Annotated in this window: 25 protein-coding genes; 11 read left to right on the top strand and 14 right to left on the bottom strand. The window is 73.6% G+C overall.

The genetic code is table 11. The features are described 5' to 3' along the window. Positions 1-5: 5 nt before the first annotated feature. From PS271_RS28925 to truD, 9 genes are all read right to left on the bottom strand, one after another. Positions 6-716 carry a hypothetical protein gene (locus PS271_RS28925; RefSeq protein WP_398385944.1) on the bottom strand — a complete coding sequence of 237 codons (711 nt, stop codon included), beginning with the start codon at positions 714-716 and terminating at the stop codon, positions 6-8. Beyond that, on the bottom strand, positions 713-1888 hold the full coding sequence (locus PS271_RS28920; RefSeq protein WP_398385942.1) for a hypothetical protein: 1176 nt from the start codon (positions 1886-1888) through the stop codon (positions 713-715). Before PS271_RS28920 ends, PS271_RS28925 begins: the two co-directional genes overlap by 4 nt. A 96-nt stretch (positions 1889-1984) precedes the next feature. Continuing rightward, positions 1985-3115 carry a hypothetical protein gene (locus PS271_RS28915; RefSeq protein ID WP_398385940.1) on the bottom strand — a complete coding sequence of 377 codons (1131 nt, stop codon included), beginning with the start codon at positions 3113-3115 and terminating at the stop codon, positions 1985-1987. A 1-nt stretch (position 3116) separates the two neighbouring features. Continuing rightward, positions 3117-4022, bottom strand: coding sequence for a class I SAM-dependent methyltransferase (locus PS271_RS28910; protein ID WP_398385938.1), 906 nt, complete (start codon positions 4020-4022; stop codon positions 3117-3119). Then, a complete protein-coding gene (locus tag PS271_RS28905; RefSeq protein ID WP_398385937.1) occupies positions 4016-4681 on the bottom strand; it encodes a 2OG-Fe(II) oxygenase in 666 nt (221 codons plus the stop codon). The genes PS271_RS28910 and PS271_RS28905 overlap by 7 nt, the downstream gene beginning before the upstream one ends. Beyond that, positions 4678-6150, bottom strand: coding sequence for a carboxyvinyltransferase (locus PS271_RS28900; RefSeq protein ID WP_398385936.1), 1473 nt, complete (start codon positions 6148-6150; stop codon positions 4678-4680). The genes PS271_RS28905 and PS271_RS28900 overlap by 4 nt, the downstream gene beginning before the upstream one ends. A 36-nt stretch (positions 6151-6186) precedes the next feature. Beyond that, the gene (locus PS271_RS28895) at positions 6187-6933 is read right to left on the bottom strand and encodes a class I SAM-dependent methyltransferase (RefSeq protein ID WP_398385934.1); all 747 of its coding nucleotides are present in this window, start codon (positions 6931-6933) and stop codon (positions 6187-6189) included. A 15-nt stretch (positions 6934-6948) separates the two neighbouring features. After that, entirely contained in the window at positions 6949-8346 is a 1398-nt protein-coding gene (locus tag PS271_RS28890; RefSeq protein ID WP_398385933.1) for an aspartate aminotransferase family protein, read from the bottom strand. A gap of 74 nt (positions 8347-8420) precedes the next feature. Beyond that, positions 8421-9554 (bottom strand): tRNA pseudouridine(13) synthase TruD, encoded by a 1134-nt coding sequence (gene truD / locus PS271_RS28885; RefSeq protein ID WP_398385932.1) that lies wholly within the window; start codon positions 9552-9554, stop codon positions 8421-8423. 509 nt (positions 9555-10063) lie between these two features. Between truD and PS271_RS28880 the strand changes: the two genes are divergently transcribed. From PS271_RS28880 to PS271_RS28830, 11 genes are all read left to right on the top strand, one after another. Then, positions 10064-11143: a hypothetical protein gene (locus PS271_RS28880; protein WP_398385930.1), complete on the top strand. Its 1080-nt coding sequence runs from the start codon at positions 10064-10066 to the stop codon at positions 11141-11143. After that, positions 11140-11679, top strand: a complete 540-nt coding sequence (locus tag PS271_RS28875) for a hypothetical protein (RefSeq protein WP_398385929.1) — start codon at positions 11140-11142, stop codon at positions 11677-11679. Before PS271_RS28880 ends, PS271_RS28875 begins: the two co-directional genes overlap by 4 nt. Beyond that, a complete protein-coding gene (locus PS271_RS28870) occupies positions 11669-12631 on the top strand; it encodes an ABC transporter ATP-binding protein (protein ID WP_398385928.1) in 963 nt (320 codons plus the stop codon). The genes PS271_RS28875 and PS271_RS28870 overlap by 11 nt, the downstream gene beginning before the upstream one ends. Further along, the gene (locus PS271_RS28865; RefSeq protein ID WP_398378861.1) at positions 12624-13406 is read left to right on the top strand and encodes an ABC transporter permease; all 783 of its coding nucleotides are present in this window, start codon (positions 12624-12626) and stop codon (positions 13404-13406) included. Before PS271_RS28870 ends, PS271_RS28865 begins: the two co-directional genes overlap by 8 nt. A 35-nt stretch (positions 13407-13441) precedes the next feature. Then, positions 13442-14149 (top strand): HAD family hydrolase, encoded by a 708-nt coding sequence (locus PS271_RS28860; RefSeq protein WP_398378864.1) that lies wholly within the window; start codon positions 13442-13444, stop codon positions 14147-14149. Positions 14150-14327: 178 nt separating this feature from the next. After that, positions 14328-15656, top strand: a complete 1329-nt coding sequence (locus PS271_RS28855) for a B12-binding domain-containing radical SAM protein (RefSeq protein WP_398378866.1) — start codon at positions 14328-14330, stop codon at positions 15654-15656. Next, complete coding sequence (locus PS271_RS28850; RefSeq protein WP_398378868.1) at positions 15653-16774, top strand: aminotransferase class I/II-fold pyridoxal phosphate-dependent enzyme; 1122 nt, start codon at positions 15653-15655, stop codon at positions 16772-16774. The genes PS271_RS28855 and PS271_RS28850 overlap by 4 nt, the downstream gene beginning before the upstream one ends. Before the next feature lie 8 nt (positions 16775-16782). Further along, the gene (locus tag PS271_RS28845) at positions 16783-17511 is read left to right on the top strand and encodes a P-loop NTPase family protein (protein ID WP_398378870.1); all 729 of its coding nucleotides are present in this window, start codon (positions 16783-16785) and stop codon (positions 17509-17511) included. A 2-nt stretch (positions 17512-17513) separates the two neighbouring features. Beyond that, positions 17514-18662 carry an acyl-CoA dehydrogenase family protein gene (locus PS271_RS28840; RefSeq protein ID WP_398378872.1) on the top strand — a complete coding sequence of 383 codons (1149 nt, stop codon included), beginning with the start codon at positions 17514-17516 and terminating at the stop codon, positions 18660-18662. A gap of 74 nt (positions 18663-18736) precedes the next feature. Beyond that, on the top strand, positions 18737-19177 hold the full coding sequence (locus PS271_RS28835; RefSeq protein WP_398378874.1) for a type II toxin-antitoxin system RatA family toxin: 441 nt from the start codon (positions 18737-18739) through the stop codon (positions 19175-19177). Further along, positions 19174-20190, top strand: a complete 1017-nt coding sequence (locus tag PS271_RS28830; protein ID WP_398378876.1) for an NAD-dependent epimerase/dehydratase family protein — start codon at positions 19174-19176, stop codon at positions 20188-20190. The genes PS271_RS28835 and PS271_RS28830 overlap by 4 nt, the downstream gene beginning before the upstream one ends. A 54-nt stretch (positions 20191-20244) precedes the next feature. Here PS271_RS28830 and PS271_RS28825 read toward each other — a convergent pair whose 3' ends face one another. From PS271_RS28825 to PS271_RS28805, 5 genes are all read right to left on the bottom strand, one after another. Then, positions 20245-20814 carry a hypothetical protein gene (locus PS271_RS28825; protein ID WP_398378878.1) on the bottom strand — a complete coding sequence of 190 codons (570 nt, stop codon included), beginning with the start codon at positions 20812-20814 and terminating at the stop codon, positions 20245-20247. 112 nt (positions 20815-20926) lie between these two features. Next, positions 20927-21913 carry a hypothetical protein gene (locus PS271_RS28820; RefSeq protein WP_398378880.1) on the bottom strand — a complete coding sequence of 329 codons (987 nt, stop codon included), beginning with the start codon at positions 21911-21913 and terminating at the stop codon, positions 20927-20929. Further along, positions 21910-22431, bottom strand: a complete 522-nt coding sequence (locus PS271_RS28815) for a PadR family transcriptional regulator (protein WP_398378882.1) — start codon at positions 22429-22431, stop codon at positions 21910-21912. Before PS271_RS28815 ends, PS271_RS28820 begins: the two co-directional genes overlap by 4 nt. A 42-nt stretch (positions 22432-22473) precedes the next feature. Then, entirely contained in the window at positions 22474-23169 is a 696-nt protein-coding gene (locus PS271_RS28810) for a transglycosylase SLT domain-containing protein (RefSeq protein ID WP_398385926.1), read from the bottom strand. A 288-nt stretch (positions 23170-23457) separates the two neighbouring features. Next, positions 23458-24558 carry an ABC transporter permease gene (locus PS271_RS28805; protein WP_398385924.1) on the bottom strand — a complete coding sequence of 367 codons (1101 nt, stop codon included), beginning with the start codon at positions 24556-24558 and terminating at the stop codon, positions 23458-23460. Positions 24559-24576: the final 18 nt, after the last annotated feature.

Raw genomic sequence — 24576 nt, 5'->3', positions numbered from 1 at the left:
TGCCATCAGGGCTGCCCTCCCGGTTCGGCGCGCTCGTCGCTACGGACCAGCGGCGTCGTAACGACCGTGAGGAAGACGGTGAGGACCGTGACGGTCCCGTCGGCGCCGCCCGGCTCCGGTGGCACCAGGGTGAGCACCGCGGCCGAGAGCACCAGGGAGTACAGCACCGGCAGCCGGGCGCGCACCCGGTCGGCGGCGGTGCGGCGCGCTGCCCGGGCCGTGGCGGTCGCGACGCGCGCGGAGAACTCCGTATGGCGCCGCAGCAGCAGCGGGACGAGCACCGCACCTGCCGGGCCGGTCCAGGCGTCTTCCGTGGCGGTCCGCACGATACGGCGCACCGCGCGGGCCGCGTCGGCGTCCGCGCCGCTCAGGGCCGGCGGCGCGGGGGCAGGCACGGTCCGGCACAGAGGAAGGAAGGCCGGCGCCAGTGCCGGGTGCACGGTGAGGGCCACCGTCAACCGTACGGTCCGGTCGGCTATGTGACGGGCCGTTGACAATCGGCTACTGGTGGAGGGACGTACGCCTGCGGCGAGGGCGCCCGTCAAGCGGTCCGCGGCGCCTGCGCAGCAGTACGCGGCGGCCAGACCGCACAGGGGCTGCCATACAGCCCCGCCGGTCTGTGCGGCGTGCACCACAAGGCCCCCGGCGGCCCCCAGGAGGGCCGCCACCGCACCCAGCAGCACGGCTACCGCCGCCGAGGCCGGCCCACGCTTCACGGCGCGGCCTCCTCGGGCATGGGGAGCCTCACCACGTGCGTGCCGGCGCGGGGGCTCCAGGCGGCCAGCACGGCGGCCAGGAGGGCGTCGGGCTCGCCTGTGAGCCGCACCTGTGTCGCGCCCAGTTCCAGGGCGGCGCTGACCCTGGCGGCGGCGATGCGCCTCCAGGTCTCGTCGTCCAGGTCTGCGCCGCCCGAGAACTCGGCGGACAGCACGGTGTGCCAGCCGTGCGGCAGGGAGCGCGCGAGCTCGTCCAGCCGGCACAGCCGTACGGTGCGGGGAAGCCGTTCGGGCACGGATTCGTCCGGGCCGAGGGCGCCCAGGTGGACGTTCTCGGCGAGGTCGGCGAAGCCCAGGCGGCTCGGCCGCACCGGAACGGTGACGAGCCCGGCGGGCGCGCCCCGAGGCCCCTCGCCGCCCGCCGCCGCGGCCTGCTCGGCCGCGTGCAGGTGACGCCGCGTCACGCGCGCGTGGCGCACGGCGGTCAGATCCGCCGTCGTCAGGCCGTACAGGCTGCGGGCGATCAGGATCGCCGCCGTCACGAGGCCCGCGGCGGCGGCCGCACGGTTCGCCGCGCCGGCTGCGGGCACGAGCGCGGCGACGCCGGACAGCACGGCGGCGAGCACGGCGACGGTGCGCGCCTCGCGGCGGCGAGCGTGCCAGCCGGCCCGTCCGGTGCCCCGCGCGCGCAGCCACCGGGGCCGCGTCACCACCGCGAGGGCAAGTGCGCCGCACAGACCCGGACCGGCCGCCAGGACAGGGTCCACGAGGGCAAGTGCGCCGCACAGACCCGCGAGTGTCATCACGTCGCCGGCGATGCGGGCGAGGGTGGCGAGGGCCGCACCGGGTTTGGGCTCCCAGCGGATCGCGACACCCGCTGCCGCGTACAGGTGGTCCCGCAGCGCCGCCGTGCTCCGGTCGTCGTGGCCGGCGCCGAGCCGTTGCACGGCGTGCAGCAGCCGCGTACGGGCGGCCCGGTCCCGGGCCCGCGCGGCCGGTCCGAGCGCGGCCGAGCCGAGGGCGGCCCCCGCCTGGTGTACCAGCCGGCATCCGGCGAGCCACCAGAGCACGGCACCGGGCGGGTGAACAAGCAGCAGGACACCCGCCGTGCACGCGGCGCCGCGCAGGGCAGCGCCCCCCAGCACCCCGGTCAGTCCGACGCTTCCGATCACCCCGGCACTCCGTTCACTCCGGCACCCCGGTGCCGCTCGCCGTCCTGATCACTTCACTTCGGTGGCCCGATCGCTCCGACGCCCCGGAGGGGCCTCTCATGGCGCCGCAGCGCGGCGCCCGGGCGGCCCGGTACCGGGTGCGTTCGCCAGGAGACGGTTCAGGGCGTCCTCAGCCCGGTGGCGGAGGGGGTCCCATGCCAAGCCGGACCCGGACACCCCCGTGGCCAGGCCCGCGAAGTCCGCCGCATCAGCGCGGCGGCCGGGGAACGGCTCCTCAAGGCAGCCGGCGTCGGAAGGGAGCAGGTGCGCCCGGACGGCCGCGACCGTCGCCTCCCGGCCGGCCGCACGCACGGTGGGGACGTCGCCTCCGGCCGGGGACAGCACGACCAGTGCGCCGAGCGGGGCGCAGTCCGCGGTCGTCACGTCCAGGACGCGCTCCGACTCGCCCGGGGTGAAGATCACCTTGCCGGGTGCCCGGGGCAGGTCGGCCACACGGCAGCGGCCGTCCCCATGGCGCATCAGCGCGGTGTCCCGCACCCGCCCCGCCAGGCCCAGCCCTTCGAGCGTGCCCCAGCGGAAGCGGGGCAGCAGGCCGGATCCGACGGCCCACCAGCCGGCCGGACCCGGGACCAGCAGTGTCCGGTCGCCGCTCACGAAGCGGCCGCCCGCCCGGGCGAGGTGCAGGGCGAGCGTGCTCTTGCCGGTGCCGGAGTCGCCGAGGAACACGACAGCCCTGCCGTCCGGGCCGGTCGCAGCGGACGCGTGCACCGTCAGGCCCCCGCGAGCCGCGAGCGCGGCTGCCACCAGGGCCCGCAGCACGATGTCGCCGGCCATCGCGCGCTGCGCGGTGCCGCTGTCGGCGTGCAGGATCGTCCACTTCCCGTCGCCGGGGACGATGGCGTGCCGGTGAAGACGGGGCTGTCCCGCGCCCGCCGGCGGGCGCTCGCCGCGCACCCAGGCCCCCTCAGGAGTGCGCTGGTAGCCCTCCTCGCGCAGCGGGCGGGCAGGCCCTGAGGCCACCCGCTCCAGCCGGGCCAGCTCCACCCGGTCCCGCACCGAGCTCACGCTGAGCCGGACCCGGTCGGACGGGGGCCAGCGGCAGGGCGTGGACGTCACGTGCTGCGCCTCCACGCGTGCCGCCTCGGCGGCGTCGTCGGCCGTGTACGACCAGGACACCGGGCCCCGGCGGCCCGCCGCCGTCCGGCGTCCGGGCGTGTCGGACACCATGTCAGCCGGCCTCCGCACGGCGTGCCGTGAGCAGCGACGGCAGCAGCCGTCCGGCGAGGTATTCCTCCCGGGCGGTGGCGAGCGTGCGCCGGATGAGCTCCACCGGCTCCTCGCCGTAGATGCCGGCCACGCTTCCGTGGAACACCCGGACCACCTTCAGGCGGTCCGCGAGCAGCGCGACGGCCCACTCCCGCAGGTCCCTGCGTGCCACGCCGGTGAACCCGGCCTCGCTCAGCTGACGCAGCCGGTCCGGCAGGGAGGTGACGTAGAAGACGTCCGGCGGGTGCACCTCGTGGAAGGCGGTGGAAGGCCGCAGCCCGGCCGGTGTCAGGCTGACCTCCTCGGTGGCGACGAGCAGGCCTCCGGGGCGCAGCAGGCGAGCCGCCTCGCGCAGCACCGCCGCGGGCCGGGGGAAATGCGGCATGGAGCCGGTCACGATGACGACGTCGAGCGTCCCGCCGGGCAGCGGTACATCGGTCGCGTCGGCGCAGATCTCGGTCACGTCGGCGCGCCCTTGGGAGGTGGTGATGCGGCGGCTGACCGCACAGTGCTCGGGCACCAGATCGATGCCGTACATCCGTGCGATGCCGGCGCCGCCGGCCGCGAGCGCGTCCGCCAGGTAGCGCAGCGCGCCGCCGAAGCCGCTGCCCAGTTCGCCCGCGGTCAGCCGGTCGCCCGGGAAGGCCTCACGGACGGCGCCGGCGACGAGGTCGCAGCCCTGGGGCCCGAAGTGGCCCATCTGGTCCAGGCCCAGCAGGCCCTTGGGGCCGTTCTCCCCGGTGAACTCGACGATGGAGGCCTCGGTCCGCTCCCAGTCGTGCAGGGCGGGGAACAGCTCCCGGTGGTACTGGTGCTGCACGCGGGTCTGCTCGGTGCCGCCGTGGCGGCCGGGCGTCGGGGTCACCATGCCGCGCGCTCCTCGGACACGAAGTGCACCAGCAGGACGCGCCGGTCCTGTGCCGCGCGCTCGGCGACCGGTGTGACGGCGTGCCAGGAGTCGGGCGAGGGGACGAGCAGGACCGAGTCGGTCAGCCCCGGCAGGACCTCGGCAGCCACGTCGTCCGCGGCGGGGGAACGCAGGATGCGCAGCGTTCCGTTCCACTCGGGGCGCCAGCCCTCGTTGAAGTACCAGGTCTGCGTGACGATCTTGTCGGCGCGGTCGGTGTGCGGGTCGATCCACGACCCGGGGCCGTAGCGCACGGCTCGCACCTCAAGGGCGCAGCCGCCGAGGTCACGGCCGGTGGCTTCGGTCACGGCCGTGCGGTAGTCGTCGTCCAGCAGGGAGGCGATCAGGTCCTGCCAGACCGGTGTGAGCCGGCGCGTGCTCTCGGCCACGGGGAGGCCGTCCCGGACCAGGACCAGGTTCCAGGTGCGGTAGCCCTTCCCGGCGGCGGTGCCGCCGGCCCGCTCGGTGAGGACGAATCCCTCGGCGGGGAACTCCCCGGCGAGGCGCCGCCGGGCCGGCAGCTCCGGCACGGAGTCCGTCACCAGCCCCCAGGCGAAGGGGTCGCGGGCCATGGCCGTGCGGGCGATGGCGGCCCGGTCGAGCACCGGGGCGGTCGTCATGGGCTTCCTCCCGTTTCCGTTGCTCCCTTTTCCGTGCCGCCCGCTGCCGTATCTCCCGGTTCCGTTCCTCCCGCTTCTTTCGGCACGTCGATCCGCGCTCCCAGCGCGGCGAGCTTCGCCGGCAGGTCCTCGTAACCGCGGGCGAGGTGTCCGACGCCGTGCAGCCGGTGCGGCACGCCGGTCCCGAGGGCGGCGAGGAGCAGCGTGGCGGCGGTCCTGAGGTCACCGGCCACCAACGGCTCGCCGGAGGGCTTCAGCGCGCCGGGGGATATCCGCAGCTCGTTTCCGGCCGCATCGAGCGCGGCGCCCATGCCGCGCAGGCCCTCCGCGTAGCCGAAGCGGTTCCCCCATACGCCGTCGGTCAGCCGTGACGGTCCGTCGGCTCCCAGCAGCATCAGCGCGAAGAGCGGGCCGGCGTCGCTGTACACGTGGTGCGAGGCGGCCAGGACGCGGGTGCCGCGCAGCCGCTCCGGCGGCCGGATCCGCAGCGCCGGCCCCTCCCAGCTCAGCGGCACGCCCATCGCGGCGAGGCATTCCAGCTCCGGGGCGAGGCCGGAGCGCACCACATCGGGCCGCTCCAGCAGCAGGTCCAGCTCGCGGCGCAGGTGGACGGCCCAGGCGATGAAGGTGACGACCTCCATCAGGTCGGAGGGCAGCGTGACGTCCGCGCCGCCCAGCGGGCCGCCCAGGCCTTCCACGGTGATCCGTCCGGGGAGCACGTCGACCCGTGCTCCGGCCCGGCTCAGGATCCGCGCCAGCTCCAGCGCGTCGGGCTTCGGGTACGGGTTGTCCAGCACGGTCGTCCCGTGTGCGGTGACCGCGGCGAGGAGCGCCGTCTTGGTCGCGCCCGAGTAGTGCGGGCCGGTGGGCGTCCCGGTGCCCGGTGCGGGCTCCGCGAAGTCCGCGAGGTCGATCCGGGTGCCCCGCAGCCCGCTCCGGGGTGCCGTGGCGCGGAACCCGCCGGCGCCCGCCTCACACACGGCGCCGAACCGCTCCAGGACGGCAGCGATGTGGGACAGCGGGCGTGAGCCGTGCGTTCCGCCCCCGATGGCACAGCCGCCGTGCCGGCCGGAGCTCACCTCGCCCCGCGCCGCGAGCAGCACGGGCAGCAGGTACACGCCGCCGTGGACGCCGGCGCTCCAGTGCGCCGGTATGCGGTGCCCGGCGAGGCCGGACGCGTGGACGGTGACGCGGGCCCCGGCGTCGTCCACGGTCGCGCCGAGGTGACGGAGCATCGCGGAAAGCAGCCTGCGGTCCTCGATCCAGGGGGCGTTGCCGATGTTCCAGGGACCATCGGCGAGGCAGGAGGCGGCGAGCGTCGGTACGAGCAAGTGCTTGAAGCCGCCCATCGCGAGCGCCGGGCGCGGGACGTCCGGTCCCCCGAGGACGTCCCAGTACGCCGCCGGGGCGGTGGGCATGCGGTGGCCGACCGGGCAGCCGGCCACAGCGGCGGACGGGGTGTTCGGCACGCTGCTGCTCCTTGGGGGTGTGTCGGCCGGGCGGCGTCACCCGGCCTCGCGTACCGTCCCGTCCTCGGCGAGGTCGCCCGGATGGCCGAGCACCAGCACAAGGAACCACGGCTTCCGCGACAACTTGTCGAACTTCTGGCCGAACTCGTCCCGCCGGGCCGGGTCGGCGCGCGGTTCGTACAGCTCGCGCAGGGCGAGCCCCGCGCGGTGCACGTCGGTGATCATGCGGCCGAGGGGGCGCCGGAAGAAGTGGACGACCGGCGTGGGCGGACCGAAGCCCGGCCACTCGTCCTCCAGTTCCTCCACCCGGAAGTAGTCGCCGCTGGGGGACATCTCGAAGTCGTTCAGCGGATGGTGCGTGGAGAGCACCACGGTGCCGCCCGGCGCCAGGACGCGCCGGAACTCGGCCAGCGCCGGCACCCAGTCCTCCAGATAGTGCAGGGTGAGGGAGGACACCACCACGTCGACGGACGCGTCCGGCAGGAAGTCCAGCCGTTCGCGCAGGTCGTGCACCCGTACGTCGGCCTGGTCGCCCAGCCGCTCGCCGGCCAGCTTCACCAGGGTGGGGCTCGCATCCAGTGCGACGACGCGCGCCGCCCCCTGGTCCACCAGCCACCGGGTCAGCCGGCCGCCCGCGCAGCCGGCCTCCAGAACGCGCCGCCCGGCGAGCGGAGGACACTTGCTCTGCACCGCGGGGCGGTCCAGCAGCGTGTTGTAGATGTTGTCCGCGCTGCCCTCGTCGTACTGAACGGCGAACTCCTCGTAGCTCCTGTCGCGAGCCATGTAGTGCTCCACTCCTCATCGCGCACGGGGGCGGCCTGGCGCCGGCGCCCCGCCCTTCGCCCGCCGTGCCGGGCCGGTCCCCTCGGCGCCGTCCTCGGGCAACCTATCGCGGTGGCCGGTGAGGGGGCCGGACGCGTTTCGTGCGGCGGAACGGAATTCGTCGGGCACCGTCGCGCAGGTCGCGTCCAGGAGGTCCAGCGCCTCCTCGGCCTCCTCGTCGGTGGCCACCATCGGCGGAAGCAGGCGGATGACCTCGGGCTGTCCCAGGCACGGAGACACCACGAGTCCGCACCGGCTGAGTTCGAGCAGAACGTGGCCGGCCGCGCCCGGCGGGCCGAACTCGACGCCCCACAGCAGGCCTCGGCCGCGGACGTCCGTGATGAGGCCGGGGTGCCGGCCGGCGATCCGGCGGAGCCCCTCCGCCATGAGTGCCGCCAGCCGCTCGCCGCGGGGCGCAAGGTGCTCCACGGCCCGCAGCGCGGCACGGCCGGCGGCGGCGGCGAGGGGGTGGCCGGAGAAGGTCGTGGTGTGCACGAACGGGTCCTTGGCCAGAGGGGCGTACAGCTCCTCGGTCGCCACCAGCGCCGCCAGGGGCTGGACGCCGCCGCCGAGGGCCTTGCCGAACAGCACCGCGTCGGGCCGCAGCCCGGCGGTGACGCTCAGCGCCCGTTCGCCGCACCGGCGCAGGCCCGTCTGGATCTCGTCGGCGATCACGAAGGCCCCGTGCTCCCGTGCGGCGGCGGTCAGGGTGTTCAGGAACGCCGGTGGCAGCGCTCTGACCCCGCCCTCGCCCTGCACCGGTTCCACGATCACGGCGGCGACGTCGCCGTCCGCGAAGGCCGCGGGCACCGCCTCCGGGTCGGCGGGGAGGTGTGTCACCCCGCTCAGCAGCGGCTCCAGGGACTGCCGGTAGCGCCGGTTCCAGGTGGCTGCCAGCGCCCCCAGCGACTTGCCGTGGTAGGCGCCTTCGACGGCGACGACCCGGGTCCGGCCGGTGGCCAGCCGGGCCAGCTTGAGCGCGGCTTCCACCGCGTCGCATCCGTTGAGGCCCTGCCACACCCTGGTCAGCCGGCCGGGGCCGGTGTACGCGACGAGGTCGGCCGCGAACCCGGCCGCCGTGCCGTTGGCCAGGACCCGGGTGGAGACCGGCATCGCCTCCAGTTCCTCACCGACCGCGCGCAGGACGCCGGGGTGCCGGTGGCCGAGCAGCGTGACCGCGTAACTCCCGAAGTCAAGCGCGGACCGCCCGTCGGACAGGACGATCCTCGCCCCCTCCCCGCGCGACTCGACCGCCCCCGCGCCGTTCATGCCGTAGACGAGGGCCAGCCCGGGGGACGAGTGGGCCCGCACCCGGCCCAGTACGGCCCGGGCGTCGGGCTGTGCTCCCGCGGGCCCGGTTCCTCCGGATCCCACTCCCCCGCGCCCTGCGCCCGGGGGCCCCGCCCCGGGTGCCGCTCCGTCGCGCTCCGCTCCCCCGGCCCCCGCGCTCACGCCCGCCCGCCCGCCGCCGGCGCCGCCGCGGCGGCCCCCGCACGGTCCTGAGCGCGGTCCTGCGGCGGACCGCCGGGGCGCTGGGCGAACCACTGGTGCACCGCGGACGTCGCGTAACCGCCGGACGGCAGGAAGAACGAGACGGCAGCGGCGTACCGGCCGGGGTGCAGCGGATCCGGCTCGACGCGGTGGACCGAGATGTGTGTCTGCAGAACGGTCGGGCGCGCGGCCGTGCTGCGTACGCACTCGCCGTCCGTCCAGCGGTAGCGCACGTAGTCCAGCTCCGGGCAGCGCGCGGCGAGGGCGAGCACGGCGTCGCGCGTGGTCGCGAAGGCGTACGGGATGCCCTCCCGTTCGACGCCGGTCACGTCCCCGCCCGCGGCCTCCCCGAGGAGAGACCGCACGTGTGCGTTCCACTCGTACGAGGCGTGCGCGCACCGGTAGAAGACGGGGGTGCGAGGGTCGAGTCGCTGCCAGAACTCCCGGGCGGTCCCCCGGTGTTCGAGCGCCTGTGCGCCCTCGGCGGAGCCGGAGCGGCGCAGCAGGTCCAGCGCCGTGTCCTGGTCACCGGCGAGCAGGGCCCCGCCGATCAGGTGGGTCTGCTTGGGCCCGCCCGGCACGCCGAAGCGCTGGGTGTCGTAGTAGTTGACGAAGAAATGCGTGTGCCGTCGCGGCCCCCGGTCGAGTGCGCCGGCGGTCGTCGCGTCCAGGCCCCGGAGGACCAGCCGGAAGCAGTTGCCGTCCAGCTCTCCGGTCCGCAGCGGCGTGGTGCCGGTGCCGTGCGGCCTCACTTTCCAGAGGCGGTCCGCGCCGCCGGAGCGGCCGCGCGCGTTGGCGGCCTCGACCTCGCCGGGCGAGAGCACGGCACGCACCGAGACGTACTGTTCCGTGATGCCGTCCTCGTCCTTGAGCCCGGCCGCCGCCACGGCCTCGCCGTCCACGCCGAGCGCCCCGGCGAGTTCACGGATCGCCTCATGGGTGGTCAGGCCGCGCTTCCACAGCGACAGGTAGGTGTGCGTGGACGCGCCGGGCGGCGCCGTGCCGAGCCCGAGGGCCTCGGTGACCCGGAAGTCCTCGGGCAGGACTTTGAGCAGAGGCAAGGTCAGGGGCGGGGGCAAGGGCAGGTCCATGAGGCTCTCTCCGGACTCTGGACGGCCGGCGGACGGCCGGCGGGAGGGATGAGCCGCTCCCCGCGCGTCAGCCGCCGTGGGTGACCGGCGCTTGCGCCCTGTCCCGCGCGAAGGAGCGTCTACAGGTGACTGCTGCCCGCTGCCTTCGGCGTTCCCGTACCCGTGCGGGGGCCCGACCGTCCGGCGCACGGGCCGGAAGGGCACCTCCGCCGCGTACGACCGGCGCGACGACCACTGAAGTGGGATCACATGGGATTCATGAGGTGACAGGTGATGACTCAATGGCGCCGAGCCGTGGCGGCAGTTCTGCCTCGGCAAGTTCTACCGGCCGCCTCCGCCGCGGGCGGGAACCGTTCCGCGCACCGGAACACTTCCCGGGGCTCCTTGCCGCCCGGTCGGCGGCCTGCCTACCGTGACCGGGTTGCCGGGCCCGGGGAGCTGCGCTCCCCGCTCACTGCTCCCTGCTCTCTCGCTCGTCGCCACGCTGCCGCCGGGAGGCACAGACCGTCATGAAACGCATCGCCGCACCGGCCGCTTTCCCCGAACGGCATGTTCAGGAGAAACGTCTCCGGGAGTTCCTGGAGGAACGCCGCCTCAGCCTCGGTGACGTGATCGGCGAGACCGACCAGGGGCTCGGCCGGCCGGCGCTCGCGGTGGCCACCGGGTCGGTGCTCGCCGGCTTCGGCAACCGCCGCAGCGACCTCGACCTGCTGGTGCTCGTGGAGAGCGAGCAGCTCACCAGGTTCCCCATCCAGTCGCACGAGCACGGCACGCTGATCGACGTCAACATCCGTCAGGCCAGCGCGGTCCGCGACCGTACGGCGGAGCTCCGCGACGGCGCCTGGCCCCGCTTCGGGAGCGTCACCCAGGAGGCGTGGAACCACCGGCGCCGCGCCATCAAGACCGCGAGCAGACTCGGTCTCGGCCTGGCGCTGACCACCACCGAGCCGTGGGACACCTGGCACGCGGGCCTGCGGGAGCCGTGGCTGGCGCGGGTGGTGGAGCAGTGGTGGACGGTCGAGGCGCACCGGCTGGCCCGTGCCGCCCTGCTGCTCGCCGGCGAGCGGCCCATGGCGGCCGCGGTCCGGGGCCGTGAGGCCGTCGTGGCCGCGCTGAACGCCCGCGCCGCGGCCGCCGGGCAGATCTACTTCACCGAGAAGTGGGTCGGTGAGAAGCTCAAAGCCCTGGGCGACGGGGACTCCCTCGCCCTCCTCCATGAGGTCCTCGCGCCGCCGCTCTCCCCCGGCGACCGGGTGGCGCGCTGCGTCGGCCTCGTCGGTCAGCTGGCCGCCCCGGAGGCGCCCTTGCACACCGTTCTGCGCTGGGCGACCGGCATCGGGACGGTGCCGCTGGAGGACCGTACCGTGGTCGACCGCTGGCAGCTGCGCGCCCTGGAAGTCCCCCGCACCGACCTGCCGCCCGCCGGGAGCGACGCCGTCCTGTGGTCGGGGCCGCCCGGCACCGACCCGCCCGCCGAGGTCAAGCGGCTGTTCACGCACGACATGCTGTGGCTCGGCGTGGCATCAGCAGAGTCCGTGGCGTCGTCGGAATCAACGGCGTCACCCGAGGAGGAGGCTCCCGGACGATGACCGCACCGTACGCGCAGACTCACGAGCCCCTGCCGGACCTGCGCCGCCTCGTCGCCTTCCGGGCTCACGGGGCGGGGCGCCTGCTGCTGAAGTGCCGTGCCGCCCTGGAGGACGTCGAGGGCGCGACGGCGGCGGGCCAGGCCGAGGTCGCGGTCCTCATGGCCTACGACCTGGTGCAGCTGTCCCTGTCCGTACGGGGTCTGCGCACGCACGGCGAGCTGTCCTACACCGGTGAGCAGCCCGGCTTCGACCCGTTCGCCGGGGTGCCCGCGCAGGACGTCAAGGACGGTCTGCGGCTCGCCGCGGCCGGGCTGGAGGCCGTCCCCGAAGGCCGGGGCGAGGAGTGGCTGGACCGGCTTCGCACCCATCTCGACGTCACCGAAGCGCAGTTGGGCTACGCGCGGAAGCTGCCCGACGTCCGCTCCGGGAGCGGACTGATGAAGGGGTTCAAACTGGCCCGTTCCTGGGCGCCGCACCTGGAGCGGCTCGGCCTCCCGGACCTTGTCCCCGGCAACTGGACCCGGCGTGCCGACTGAGCCCCGCGCCGTGCCCGGCCCCGCCCTGACGCTGCGCGGGATCACCAAGCGGTACGGCCCGGTCACCGCGCTGAGCGAGGTGGACCTGGACGTCGCGCCGGGTGAGATCGTGGGCCTGCTCGGACACAACGGCGCCGGCAAGACGACCCTCATGTCCGTCGTGGCGGGGCTGCTCCGCGCCGATGCCGGGCACGTCCGGGTGCTCGGCAAGGACCCGGTGCGCGAGCCGCACGAGGCCCGCCGCCGGCTCGGCCTCGCCCCGCAGGAGCTCGGCCTCTACCCGCCCTTGACGGTACGTCAGAATCTGGCGTTCTTCGCCGAGCTCGCCGGGCTGCGCGGCCGGGCGGCCGACCGGCGGATCGAGGAGGTGGCCGAGCCGCTTGGCCTGACCGCGCTCCTCGGCCGCCGGGCCGGGCAGCTGTCCGGCGGCGAACAGCGCAGAGTGCACACGGGAATGGCCCTGGTGCACCGGCCTCCCCTGCTCCTGCTGGACGAACCGACGGCCGGGGTCGACGTGCAGACCCGTGAACAGCTGCTGGAGATGGTCCGCACCATGGCCGCCGAGGGCACCGCCGTCTGCTACTCGACGCATTACCTGCCCGAAGTGGAGTCCCTCGACGGCTCCGTCGCCGTGCTCAGCGACGGCCGCATGGCCGCCCGCGGCACGCTGAAGGAGCTGGTGCGGCAGTACGGCGGCAGCGGCGTCGAGCTCACCTTCTCCGGAGGACCGCCCGACCTGCTCCTGCCCTGGCCCGTGGCGCGGGACGGCCGGGTCCTGTCGGTGACTGTGGAGCAGCCGCACCTGGCGGTGCCCCGGGTGATGGAGTCCCTGGGCGAGGCGGCCGGGGAGCTGGTCAACCTGCGGATCGTCCAGCCGAGCCTGGACAGCGTGTTCTTGCGGGTCACAGGACGCCGGTACGACGCGGCCACGGAGGAGGAACCCCATGCGTGACGGTGCGCCCGGGCGGATCGCCGCACTGATCCGCCAGGACATCCGGCTCCAACTGCGCGACCCGGCCCCCCTGATCGTCCGTACCGTCATGCCCCTGCTGCTCATGGGCTTCATGCAGCCGCTGTTCCGTACAGCGCTCAGGGCGGACCGGGTGGAGGGCGCCACAGGTGCGGAGCAGGCGGTGCCCGGCATGGCCGTCATGTTCACCTTCTTCCTGGTGAACCTGGTCGGCTTCGCGGTCTTCCGGGAGCACGGCTGGAAGACCTGGGACCGGCTCCGGGCGAGCCTCGCCCGGCCCGGCGAGGTCGTCGCCGGCCGTGTCGTCGTCCCGCTGGGCATCGCCGTACTGCAACTCGCGGTGGTGTTTCTCGCCGGCGGGCTCCTGTACGACCTGCGGATCACCGGCTCGTGGCCGGCGCTCGTCGCGGTCGGGGCGGCACTGGCACTGTGCGTGGTCATGTTCGGCATGGCGCTCGTGTCGCTCTGCCGCACGGTCTCCCAGCAGGCCGTGTTCGCCAACCTCGCGGCGCTGTTGTTCGCGGGCCTCGGCGGTGCGCTGACGCCGCTGTCCGCCCTGCCGGACTGGGCGCGCCCGCTGGCGCCCGCGGTGCCCAGCTACTGGGCCATGCGCGGCTTCACGTCGGTCGTCATCGACGGGGGCGGAGCCGGCGCGGTGCTGCTGCCGGTGGTGGTCCTGCTGGGCTTCTCCGCCGGCTTCTCCGCCGTGACGCTGGTCTTCTTCCGCTTCGAGCACCAGAAGGTCTCGTGGTCATGACGGATCGAGAGACGGGTCAAGAGACGGGTCGGGAGATGGATCGTAAAACGGCTCAGAAGGCGGATTCCCGGGGCGGCACGGCCGGCGGCGGGACAGTGGTGGTCTTCGACTGCTTCGGCACGGTCGTCACCGAGCGGCGCCCCATGCCGGGCCCGGACGACTTCGCACGGGCGGTCGCCGACGTGCTCGCCCTGGACCGGCGGCTGGCCGGGGAGGTCGTGGAGACGGTGTTCACCACGCTGTACACCGCGCTCGTCGACAAGGCCGCCGTCCAGCCGGGGACCCGCGACCTGCTGGTCACCGCCCTGGGGGAACGGGGAGTGGTCCGCCCGGCGGAAGACGTCGACCGGGCCCTGTGGCGGGCTCTCGGGTGCGAGGACGACGACCGGTACGAGCTGTGCGAGCCGGCCGCCGACGCCCTGCGGCGCACCGCCGCGGCCGGCCACGCGGTCCGCCTGATGTCGAACTGCTACCTTCCCGGCAACCTGATGCGCCGCCTCCTGCGCGATCTCAAGGTCCCCGAGGTCTTCGACCGCGCTCTGTTCACCGCCGACGGAGGACCGAAGAAGCCGGACGCGCGCGCCTTCGAGCTGATCTCGGCCGGCCCCTTCCGGCGCAGGATCATGGTCGGCGACTCCGACGCCAACGACATCGTCCCGGCCCGCCGGCTCGGCTGGGAGGTGGTCCCGGTGGATCCCGCCCGCCCCCGGTTCGCCGGGCTCTACACGCTGCTGAGCCTGTGACGCACGGATCCGTGCCGCGTGCATCCGTGACGCGCGGACCTGTGACAGGCCGGAAAACCGTTCCGCCCAGAGGAACACCCGCTCACCGGCCGGTCGTCCGCGGATAGCGTTTCACGGCGACGCGCCGCGACGCGCGGCCCTCCGCCCTCCTCTGTGCACCATGCCGAAGGAGCCCCCTGTGAGAGTCCTGGTCATCTGGCCTCCCCACGTCCCCGGTTACTTCAACGCCGGCCACCACACCCCGCTGTACATGACGGCCGGTCACCTGCGCCGGCTGCCGGCGGTGGAACGGGTCGACGTACGGGACGCCGGCGTGCTGAACACGCACTGGAAGGCGGTCGGCGACCTCCTCCACCAGGGCCGGTACGACGTCATCGCGATGATGAACGACTTCGACGCCATCGACGGCTTCGAGCGGTTCACGGCCTACGCCCGCGAACTGTCCCCGGACAGCCGGCTGATCACCTTCGGCCGCCTGAGCAGCATGAACCCCGGCTTCTTCCAGCGGTACGGACTGGACGCGATCGTGCGGTCCGGCGACTACGAGGCGGGCGTCGCCCACTACGTCCGCGCGCTCGCCGCGGGCACACCCCACCGCGCGCTGCCCGGCGTCGCCGTACGCCATGGGGAGCAATGGCAGCCGCCGTCGCGCGACGGGGACAGCCTGCCTCCCGCGGAGTGGACGCTGCCCGACGTCCGGGAGATCCCGTACGAGCATTACGACCGGCTCTACGCGCGGGACGAGGACAAGTTCTGCGGCATCCCCTTCCGCCGGGAACTGGTGGTCCCGGCGGCCCGCGGCTGCCCCATCGGCTGCGAGTTCTGCGAGGTGCACGAGATCTTCGGGCTCCGCGAGCGGCGGCTGTCCACCGACGCCGTCGTCGCGTACATCGAGGAATGCCTGAGCGCCCTGCCGTTCGAGTACGTCTCCTTCTACGCGCCTACGTTCACGCTCGACAAGCGGTGGGTCCGCGAGCTGTGCGAACGGTTCCTGGCCGGCCCCGTGTCGCCGCGGTGGAAGTGCGCCACGACGGTCCATCACCTCGACGCCGGCCTCGTGGAGCTGATGGGCAGAGCGGGCTGCGTGCGCATCTCCGTGGGCCTGGAAACCCTCGAACCCGACGGTCATGGCGCGCTGCCCCGGGCCAAGCGGATCGAGGAGGAGCGGTTCCGGGAGCTCGCGGAGCAGTGCGCCGGGGCGGGCATCGAACTCAATGCCTTCGTGATCATCGGCCTGCCCGGCACCGGGCCGGAGGGGGCGCGACGCACCCGGGAACTGGTGGAGCGGGTCGGCGCGCGCTTCCGCCCCACGATGTACACACGGCTGCACGACATGACTCCCGCCATGACGCCGCTGGAGATCAGCAGGTTCAACCGGCACCTGATCGCCGACCCCGGCCACGCGCCGGACGACGGGCTCTACGACTTCCTGTTCGGCCGCGAGACCCGGGTGACGTCCGTACACGAGCAGATCCCCGTCGTGGCCGCGGCCCGGAGCAGGGTATGAGCGCCCCGCCGGGCGCGACGTCGGCGAGCGCCGTGCCGTTCCCCACCCGGCGGGCCGTATGGGACCTGCCGTGGGAGCCCCGGCGGCAGCGGCCCGGGGTCCTGAACCTGAAGAGCTGCGAACTGCGCCACCCCGCGGCCGCCGAACTCGTCCGCGCGGCGGCCCGCCGGCTCACCGTCGCGGACCTGATGCACTACCCCTACCAGCAGGCCCTGCTGGCCGCACTCGGCGGCTATCACGGCCACGACCCGTCCGGCATCCTGCTCACCGCCGGCTCCGACTGCGCCGTCGGCCTCGTCGTGGACGCCCTCGCGGCCGGCGGCGCGGGAGGCCTGATCCTGCACGAGCCGGCGTTCGAGAGCTGGCGCTACTACGCGGCCCTGCGCGCCGTGCCCGTCACGGGCTGCGCCGCACCGGATGCCGGGGCGTCCCGCCTCGACCCGGCCGGGCTGCACGCCACCATGGCGGACCACCCCCCGGCGGTGGTGGTGGTCACCAACCCGGCGAGCCCGTCGGGACTCGCCCTGGCACCGGAGGAGATCCGCGAGACGGCCGGGCTGGCGCGGCGCGCGGGCCATCTGCTCGTCGTCGACGAGTGCTACGGCGCCTTCACCGGCATCACCCATGTCCCGCTCGTCGCCGCGTCACCGCACCTGCTGGTCGTCCGCTCGTACTCCAAGACCTTCGGGCTCGCCGGGGCGCGCATCGCCGCCGTGTTCGGCTCACCGGCGCTGGTGTCCTACCTGTCGCGGTTCCGGCCGGACAGCACGGTCTCGGCCACGGCGCTGGCGCTGCTGCACGCCCTTCTACAGGACCACGACCGGTTCGCGGACGTATGGCGCGACGTACGGGCCGTGCGTGCCGAATTCATCCGGGAGGTGCGCGCGGGGCACCCGGGGTGGCAGGCTCTCGACCCCGGCGGCAACTACGTGACGTTCCGGACCGGCGACCGCTCCCTGCCCGGGCGGATGACACGCCATCTGGACGAGCACGACGTTCGTATCCGCCCGCTCGACGGCCTCCCGGGGCTGGAGGGGTGCCTGCGGGTCTCCCTCGCGGATGCGCCCGCGATGCGGAAGGTGGCCGCGCTGATGACCGGCCCGGCGGCCCCGCGATGACGCGCGCCGTGCCGCACAGGATCGTGGTGCTGGGCAGCCCCGGCAGCGGAAAGTCGACCTTCAGCCACGCCCTCGCGGCCGGTACGGGGCTGCCGCTGATCCACCTCGACGACCTGTACTGGCGAGCGGGCTGGCGCAGGCCTCCTGCGCAGGAGTGGGAGCGGACGGTGGAGCGGCTCGCCGCCGGACCGCGCTGGATCATCGACGGCAACTTCGCCGGCACCGTGCGGCAGCGCGTCGAGCAGGCGGACACCGTGATCCTGCTCGACCGGCACCCCTGGCTGTGCGCGGGCGCTCTCGTACGCCGCTCTCTGCGGCTGCGCCGGGACGCGCTGCGGGGGCGCCGGCCCCGGGACTACGTGCCGGCCGGGCTGGCGGCGGACGACCCCCCGGTACGCAGCCTGACCGCCCTCGTCCGCAAGGCCGCCGGCTTCCGGTGCCGCGAGCTGCGCAGGATGCGTCCCGTGCTGGCATCCTGCTCCGCCCCGGTCCTGCGCTGCCGCAGTCGCCGGGCGTCGGCGCGGCTGCTCAGGCAGCTGTCGGCGCAGGCCCGGCCGCTGCCGGCCGGCCTTGCCGGGAAGGATCAGGCACTGGTGTGCACATGTGCCCGGCGGCGGAGCCGCGATGGTGGTGGCCCGGTGCCGGATCCACCCGGTCAGCCGCTGTGTCCCGGTCAGCCGCCGCATCCGGACCAACCGTCGTCCCCGGCCCGTCCGGTCCACGAGAGGAGCACCTGAGCATGGGCAAGCCCGCAGATCGGGAGCAGCCGCCCCATGCGGCACTGCTCGCCTCCGGCTGGCGTGCCGGCTGGGTGCCGGACCCCGCGCCGGACGGCGCCTCGGGCCCGGACCGGATACGGCAGGTGGCGGCGAGCGGCTTCGCCGCGCTGGGCATCCCCCGGGAGTTCGGCGGCGGCGGCGCCGACCTGGTCGAAGTGGCCTCCGCGCAGCGCGCCCTGGGAGCCGCCGACCCGTCCGTCGCCATCGCCCTGAACATGCACTCGTTCACCGTGGGGCTGATGGCCGACTACTGGCGGCGTCACCGGGACACCAGCTGGATGCTGCTGGAGGGCATGGCCGGATCGCACGCCCTCGTCGCGTCCGCATTCGCGGAGCCGGGCGGCAGCCCCAACTTCATGAGCAGCCGGTCGTCGGCGGTCGAGACCGGCAAGGGCTATCTGGTCTCCGGGGTCAAGTACCCCTGCTCACTGGCGTCCAGCGCCACCCTGGTGTGCCTGACGGCCCGCGTCGAGGCGACGGACGAGACGATCCTCGCCCTCTGTCCCGCCGCCTCCCCCGGGCTCACGGTGGAGGGCGACTGGCCGTCCCTGGGCATGACCGGCTCGGACACGGCCAAGATCGTGCTCCGGGACGTGGAGCTCGATGACCGTCTCGTCTTCCACCGCGGACCGGCCGACGTCATCGACGACAACGTGATCTCCGGGATGGTCTGGTTCTCGGTGCTGCTGAGCGCCACCTACCACGGCGTGCTCAGCGCCCTTCTCGACCTGGCCTTCACGCAGGTGACCGGTTCCGGCCAGTACGGTCCGCGCGTCGCCCTCCTGGGCCGCGCGACCCGGGAGGTGCTGACGCTCGGCGGTGCCTGCCGCCAGCTCGGCCGGGACTTCGAGGACGGCGTCCTCCGTGGCCGCGCGGCCCTGGCCGCGGCGATCGCACTGCGCGCCACTCTCAGCGACGTACGGGACCGCGTCACGTCGGCCGTCACCCCGGTGATCGGGAGTCGCCTGTACACCCGGGGGCACCCCGCGGCGCGGCTCCTCGTCGACTCCCTGGCCGCGCACCACCATCCGCCGAGCCTGCTCGTCTGCGACCAGGTCGTCGGGGACCACTGCACAGGACGTGAGATCAGCTTCGACCCGGCCGGCTGAGCGGTCCGCACCGTCCGCACCCTCCGAACCGGACCGCACGCCGAGAGAACCGTCCCAAGAGGAGAGCACCCGCCATGCCCCAAGTCGAAGTGAACCTGCGGATCGAGGCACCGGTCGAAGAGACGTGGCGCGCCGTCACGCGCCTGGAGGACTATGCGGCCTACATGGACAACGTCGAGTCCGTGACGGTGCGGGGCGAGTCGCACGGCAAGCGCGTGAGCGAGTGGTCGGTGCTTCTCAAGGGCTCGGTGCTGGAGTGGGTCGAGGAGGATCAGCTCGACGAGCCGTCCCGCACGATGACGTTCGATCAGATCTCGGGGGACCTGGACCGGTTCACCGGCTACTGGCGGGTGGACCCGCAGGGCCGGGGCGCGTCCCTCGTGACGTTCTCGGTCGACTTCGAGATCGGCATCCCGCTCCTTGCCGACATGCTCAACCCGGTCGCCACGAAGGCGCTGCGGGAGAACTCCGAGCAGATGCTCCGGGCGATCGAGAGGCGGCTCGTCGTCTCGTGACTCCCCCCGCACGCATTCTCGTCACGGGTGCCACCGGCGCGGTCGGCGGCGCGGTCCTGTGCCGGCTGGCCGCGGCGGGCCACGACGTGTACGGGGTGAGCAACCGCGGCGGCTCCGGCTCCCGCCAGTTCGCCTGGCGGATCGGCGCCGAGGAGCCCCCGGAAGCGCTGCGCGGCCCCTGGCACGCGGTGGTCCACTGTGCGGCCGACACCCGCTGGAACCTCTCGGCCGCGGAAGCGGAGGCGGCGAACGTGGCTCCGCTGCGCGCCCTGCTGAAGTGGATGGGCGATGACGTCCGCCTCGTCCATCTGTCGTCGTCCTACGCGACCGGGCTGACGGGCAGCGTGGAGCCCACGTCGCCGGACGCCTACCGCAACACGTACGAGTGGTCCAAGGCAGCCGGCGAGCGGCTGATCGCCGCCGAGTCCGCGTCGGCGGACGTAGTCCGTTTCCCGATCGTGATGGGCACGCGCCGGGACGGCTCCCTGGACCGCTACAGCGGCTTCTTCTGGCTGCCGTCCTCGCTGTGCACCGGGGCCGTCCCCGCGCTGGTCGGCGACGAGAGCGCGTACATGGACATCGTCAGCACCGACGACATCGCCGGGCACGTCCGGAAGCTGGTGGAAGGGGACCGGCCCGACGGGATCAGGCTCTCGGTGCTGGGCCGCGGCGACGGCGCCCCGCGCGTCGCGGAGGTCTTCGACACGATCCTGTCCGCCCTCAACGACTGGCGCGCGGACAACGGCGTGCCGGCGCTCCAGCCGCTGCCCTACGTGTCGGTGAGCCAGTGGAACCGGTTCTACCTGCCGTTCGCGCGGGAGCACTTGGACCGGGCGCAGCTGCTGCGCGTCACGGCCTTCCAGGCCTACCAAGGCTACTTGTCGATGACCGACCCGTTCGAGGTGACGCACAGGGTGGACCCCATCCTGCCCACCCTGTACCGCTCCATACGAGGATGGGCCGAACACCACGCCCCATCCGCCCGCCGCATCCCCAGAGCATGGCGCGCGTAATCCGCCCGGCCGGTTGCCCGGCCCCCGGCAGGGCGGGGGCCGGGACGGGGGCGGTCAGTTGTTCCAGGGGTTGGCCGGCTGGTCGTTGATGGCCGTCCAGAAGCGCGTGCCGGCGGGGACGTCACCGTAGGCCCAGAAGCTCCAGCCTCCCGAGCTCTCCAGGTTGGGGCCGTATCTGCCGTCGTGGAACTCGGCCATGCGCCAGCCCTCGCCGAAGGTGTTCGCGCAGACGCCGTCGGCGGCGGCGCGGCTGGTCAGGCGGGTGCCGCGGATCGGGTTGGTGGCGGCGACGGCTCCGCGGGCCCAGCCCGCGTAGAAGCCGGGGGTGATGCCGGCGGGGGCGGCCCGGCCGTCGATCCTGAGGCAGAGCACGGGCAGGGCCGTGGTCGTGGCGGTGTCGCCCTGGTACGGGTTGCTCAGGGCGCCGCCGCCGACCTGCACGGTCCCGCTGGGGCCGTCCGCCATCAGCGTCCAGGTCATGGCCTTGCCGCCGGAGTGGGTGGCGGGCGCGGCTGCGGTGGCGGGCGCGGCGAGGCTTCCGGCCGCGGCGAGCGCCGCGACGCCGAGCGCGAGGGCTGCCTTCACCGACTTCACCGACTTCACCGGGGATTTCACCGAGCGCATGACTTCTCCTCACTGATGTGACTTGAGATGCATGGCGTGACGTGACGGTGCGGATTCTCCACGCTCTTCACAGGGCCTCCAAGCCCGGAACCGGACACCCCGTCCCCGGCTTTCAGCCGAAGCGTTCGACGAGTCCGGCGAAGGCGGAGAAGGCGGGCTTGGGCGCGTAGTCGTCGGTCATGAGCCCGAACCGGTGGAACAGGCCGGGCTGCTCACTGTCGGCGTCGCGCAGGGCGAAGTGCGTGTAGCCGCTCAGTCCGAGCGTCCCGACCTGGGCGGCGACCACTCCGACCACGGTCTCGACGACTTCGGCCTGCCGGTGGACGGGCCTGCCGGGGCCGGTGGGCCAGCCGTTCTCCGTGATGTGCAGGGGCAGGTGCCCGAGGCCGGCAGGGTCCAGGACCGTACGGCGGTGGTGGCGCAGCAGCCCCTCGACGGCGTCCGGGAGGGCGGGCGCGGCGACGGGCCGGAAGACGTCGGGGAAGAAGTCCAGGCCGACGTAGTCCAGGTCGGCGAGGAAGGCGTCGCCTGCCCGGCGGGTCAGGTCGGTGACGAAGGAGGCGGCCGGCCCGAAGAGCGGGGTGGTGTTGAAGCCGACCCGCAGGTGGGTGTGCCCGAGGGCGCGTGCGCGCTCCTTGGCCGCGGTCACCCCGCGGACGATCGCCTCCTGCACGCCGGGGTAGGCGCCGTCCAGGGTGGGCATCGACGTCATGTTCGGCTCTTCCGTCACTTGCAGGGTGCTCGTGACGGCCCCGTACTGCTCGACCAGTTCGCGAAGGAAGGCGCAGTAGCCCTCGATGTCACCGGCGGCGGACTGGTACTGGGCGACGAGATCCAGGCGGCGGCCCCGCACGGCGTACCGGGCCGCGTCGGCCGGCGCGGACGTGGCATGAGGGCGGCCGAGCGCGGTGGTGTCGTTGAAGCGGGTGTAGGCGCGGACGAGGAAGGGGCGGCCGGGCCTCCCCTGGAGCAGGTCGAGCGCGGCGGTGATGCGGGACGGGTCGTCGGGCGGGCCTGCTGCCAGGCCTCCGGTGTCGTCACCGGCGACACCGCCCGGGTATATCCCGAAGAGCATTCCGTCGTGCACTGTCGGCGTCATGGGGCGATTCCTCTCGACCGGGTTTCGAGCAGGGCGCGGCGAAGGGCCCCGCCGGCCGCCCGTGCGGAAGCCAGGCGCTCCTCGTCGGCCGCCGTGCGCTGCCGGAGCCGCTGCGCCCGCTCGGTGAGGGCTGCCACGGTACCGTCCGGACCGAGCGCGCCGAGGTAGGTGACGGCTCCGAGGAAGCGGGTGAACTCCCGCTCGGGGTTACGGATCCGGCCGTCCAGCCGTCGTACGAGTTCTTCGCGTCCCGCCTCCGTGAGCGCGTAGACGGTCCGCTCCGGACGGTTTCCCGAGCGCTGCCGGCCCTGAACGGCCATCCACCCCGCCTCTTTGAGGGCGGCGACGGTGTTGTAGAGCGTGCCGCGCGTGATGGCGACCGCGTGGCTGTCACTGCGCTGCCACAGCTCGGCGAGCATCTGGTACGGGTACGAGGCCTGCTCCAGCAACAGGCCCAGCACCGCCAGCACGAACGCGCGAAGGGCGGTGGCGCCCCGGGTTGCGTTCCGGGGTGCCACCGCCCTCGCGATGGTGTTCAGCTGTCTGCTGTCGGCTCCGGATCAGTACGCGGAGTTGACGTTGTCCATCGAGCCGTACTTGTCGGCGGCGTAGTTGCAGGCGGCGGTGATGTTGGCGACCGGGTCGTAGATGTCCCAGGACGTGCCCTCGACGTGGTACGCCTTGAACGTCGGGTCGATCATCTGGAGCAGGCCCTTCGACGGCACACCGTTGGCGGCGTTGACGTCCCAGCCGTTGATCGCCCGCGGGTTACCGGTCGACTCACGCATCACGTTCTTCTTGATGCCCTCGTAGGAGGCGGGGATGCCCTTCGCACGCAGGATGTCCAGAGCCTCGCTGATCCAGCCGTCCACGTCGTTCGCGTAAGCCTTCTTCACCGGAGCGGCAGGCTTGGCGGCCGGGGCGGCGGGCTTGGCCGCGAGGGCCTTGCGCTCGGTGGACCGGTTGGCGGCCTGCTTCTCGGCACGCGCCTTGTCGGCCTGCGCCTTGCCGGCGTCGGCCTTGGCAGCCGTAACAGCGGCGGCGGTCTGCGCCTCCAGCGCACCCTGCTGCGTCTCACCGAAGGACTCGGCGCTCCACGCCACCGGCTTCACCGAAGCAGCGGAAGCGGTGCCGGCGGCGAAAGCGTGCGGGGCGACGGCCACCGCGACGACGGCGGCACCGGTCGCGGCAAGGCCGGCGACGGAGAACTTGTGAATCTTCGGGAGACGGTTATAGCGGGAGATGGTGGAGCGCATGTCTGAGCTGAACCTTCCGATCGCGGATGTCGCCCGGCCCTGAAGCGGCGCAATAACGAAGCGCCGTTTCTCGGTCGACGGCGCCCAGCGACTCCGCAATTGTTAGCGGCGGCCAAAACCCCTGACAAGCACGGTGACCTACTACGCCCGCTCATAGCCCCTGGAAAAACCCCGCCCTTTCCCCCTCATTCCGCCCTCGTATCCACTAACGCGTTTCGTAAGTGACCCAGGCCTCATGGGCGGCCTCACACGGAGCGGCCCCGGTTGTCACGTAAAGCGAGCGGGTCTTCACACAGGAGCGGCCGCGCTCGTGTCGCGTCCGCCCGGGTGGCGGTGGCGCCAGGTCCAGAAGACGGCGCAGGCGAGGACGGCCCAGGCCCCGAGGACGGCGAACGGGAAGAAGTGCTGGTACTGCCGGAAGTACACGGCCGTGTGCTGAGCGTTTACGGAGGCCCCGGGCGGCAGCCAGCGGCCGATCTCGCCGAGGAGGGAGGGCAGCAGCGGCCAGGAGACGGCGCCACCGGAGGAAGGGTTGCCCAGCAGGACCATCAGCCCCCATGTGGGCAGCATCGCCCACCGCCCGAAAAGGGCGTTGAACATCGTGAAGACCATTCCCGACGTGAACATCGTCAGCGCGAGAATGAACCAGGATTCCGTGAACGGCAGCCGCACTGCGCCCAGCGCCCAGTCCACGACGGCGGCAATGGTGAATCCGCCCAGCACGGAGTATCCGGCGGTGAAGGCGATGCGCTCGGCGGGATTGAGCGCGGAGGCGTGGACACCCAGCTGAATGGCGCCGACGAATCCGACGATGACCGCGGCGAGCGTGATGTAGAAGAGCGCGAGTCCTCGCGGGTCGCCTTTTTGCAGGGGATTGATGTCCTTGACGGCCACGGGCACGCCGATGGTCTTGCCGACCTCCGGCGCGGTCTCGGTCAGGAGCTGGGCGACGGTCGCGCCGGAGGCCCCGGAGACGTCCAGTCCGGCCGCGCCGGGACGGTCCTGGAGGATGGCGTAGACCTGCTGGTCGTCGACGGCGTTCCGGGCGGCCTCGTAGGTGGTGAAGTGGCGCAGCCGGAGCTCGGCCCCGAGCGCCTTCTCCATGCCCTGGACGAATTCGGCCCGCTTGATCTCGGACGCGGGGACGCCCGTGACCGCGGTGGGGATGTTGTGCGGGGTCGGGTTGGCCATGGCGTACGTGTACGAGCCGGCGAAGAGCCCGGCGGACGCGGCCACGATCAGCAGGAGCACGGTGGCGGGGAAGAACGGCGAGTGGCGGAACGCGTGCCGGCGCGTACGGTCGTGCCGCCCGGCACCGGCGGGGGCGGGCGCCGGGCCGGTGCCGCGCGGCGCGCCGGGGTTGCTCTCTTCACCCATGGGATCACCCATGGGGTCACGATAAGCGGA

This window comes from Streptomyces sp. SCA2-17, assembly GCF_044336695.1.
The sequence above is the reverse complement of the archived record's forward strand: the minus strand, read 5'-3'. Positions and strand labels throughout refer to the sequence as shown.

Excerpts from the sequence above, each read along its gene's own strand:
- PS271_RS28915 (WP_398385940.1), bottom strand. The coding sequence starts at position 3,115 with ATGGTGTCCGACACGCCCGGACGCCGGACGGCGGCGGGCCGCCGGGGC.
- PS271_RS28910 (WP_398385938.1), bottom strand. The coding sequence starts at position 4,022 with ATGGTGACCCCGACGCCCGGCCGCCACGGCGGCACCGAGCAGACCCGC.
- PS271_RS28905 (WP_398385937.1), bottom strand. The coding sequence starts at position 4,681 with ATGACGACCGCCCCGGTGCTCGACCGGGCCGCCATCGCCCGCACGGCC.
- PS271_RS28895 (WP_398385934.1), bottom strand. The coding sequence starts at position 6,933 with ATGGCTCGCGACAGGAGCTACGAGGAGTTCGCCGTTCAGTACGACGAG.
- truD (WP_398385932.1), bottom strand. The coding sequence starts at position 9,554 with ATGGACCTGCCCTTGCCCCCGCCCCTGACCTTGCCTCTGCTCAAAGTC.
- PS271_RS28880 (WP_398385930.1), top strand. The coding sequence starts at position 10,064 with ATGAAACGCATCGCCGCACCGGCCGCTTTCCCCGAACGGCATGTTCAG.
- PS271_RS28875 (WP_398385929.1), top strand. The coding sequence starts at position 11,140 with ATGACCGCACCGTACGCGCAGACTCACGAGCCCCTGCCGGACCTGCGC.
- PS271_RS28865 (WP_398378861.1), top strand. The coding sequence starts at position 12,624 with ATGCGTGACGGTGCGCCCGGGCGGATCGCCGCACTGATCCGCCAGGAC.
- PS271_RS28860 (WP_398378864.1), top strand. The coding sequence starts at position 13,442 with ATGGATCGTAAAACGGCTCAGAAGGCGGATTCCCGGGGCGGCACGGCC.
- PS271_RS28850 (WP_398378868.1), top strand. The coding sequence starts at position 15,653 with ATGAGCGCCCCGCCGGGCGCGACGTCGGCGAGCGCCGTGCCGTTCCCC.
- PS271_RS28840 (WP_398378872.1), top strand. The coding sequence starts at position 17,514 with ATGGGCAAGCCCGCAGATCGGGAGCAGCCGCCCCATGCGGCACTGCTC.
- PS271_RS28835 (WP_398378874.1), top strand. The coding sequence starts at position 18,737 with ATGCCCCAAGTCGAAGTGAACCTGCGGATCGAGGCACCGGTCGAAGAG.
- PS271_RS28825 (WP_398378878.1), bottom strand. The coding sequence starts at position 20,814 with ATGCGCTCGGTGAAATCCCCGGTGAAGTCGGTGAAGTCGGTGAAGGCA.
- PS271_RS28820 (WP_398378880.1), bottom strand. The coding sequence starts at position 21,913 with ATGACGCCGACAGTGCACGACGGAATGCTCTTCGGGATATACCCGGGC.
- PS271_RS28810 (WP_398385926.1), bottom strand. The coding sequence starts at position 23,169 with ATGCGCTCCACCATCTCCCGCTATAACCGTCTCCCGAAGATTCACAAG.
- PS271_RS28805 (WP_398385924.1), bottom strand. The coding sequence starts at position 24,558 with ATGGGTGATCCCATGGGTGAAGAGAGCAACCCCGGCGCGCCGCGCGGC.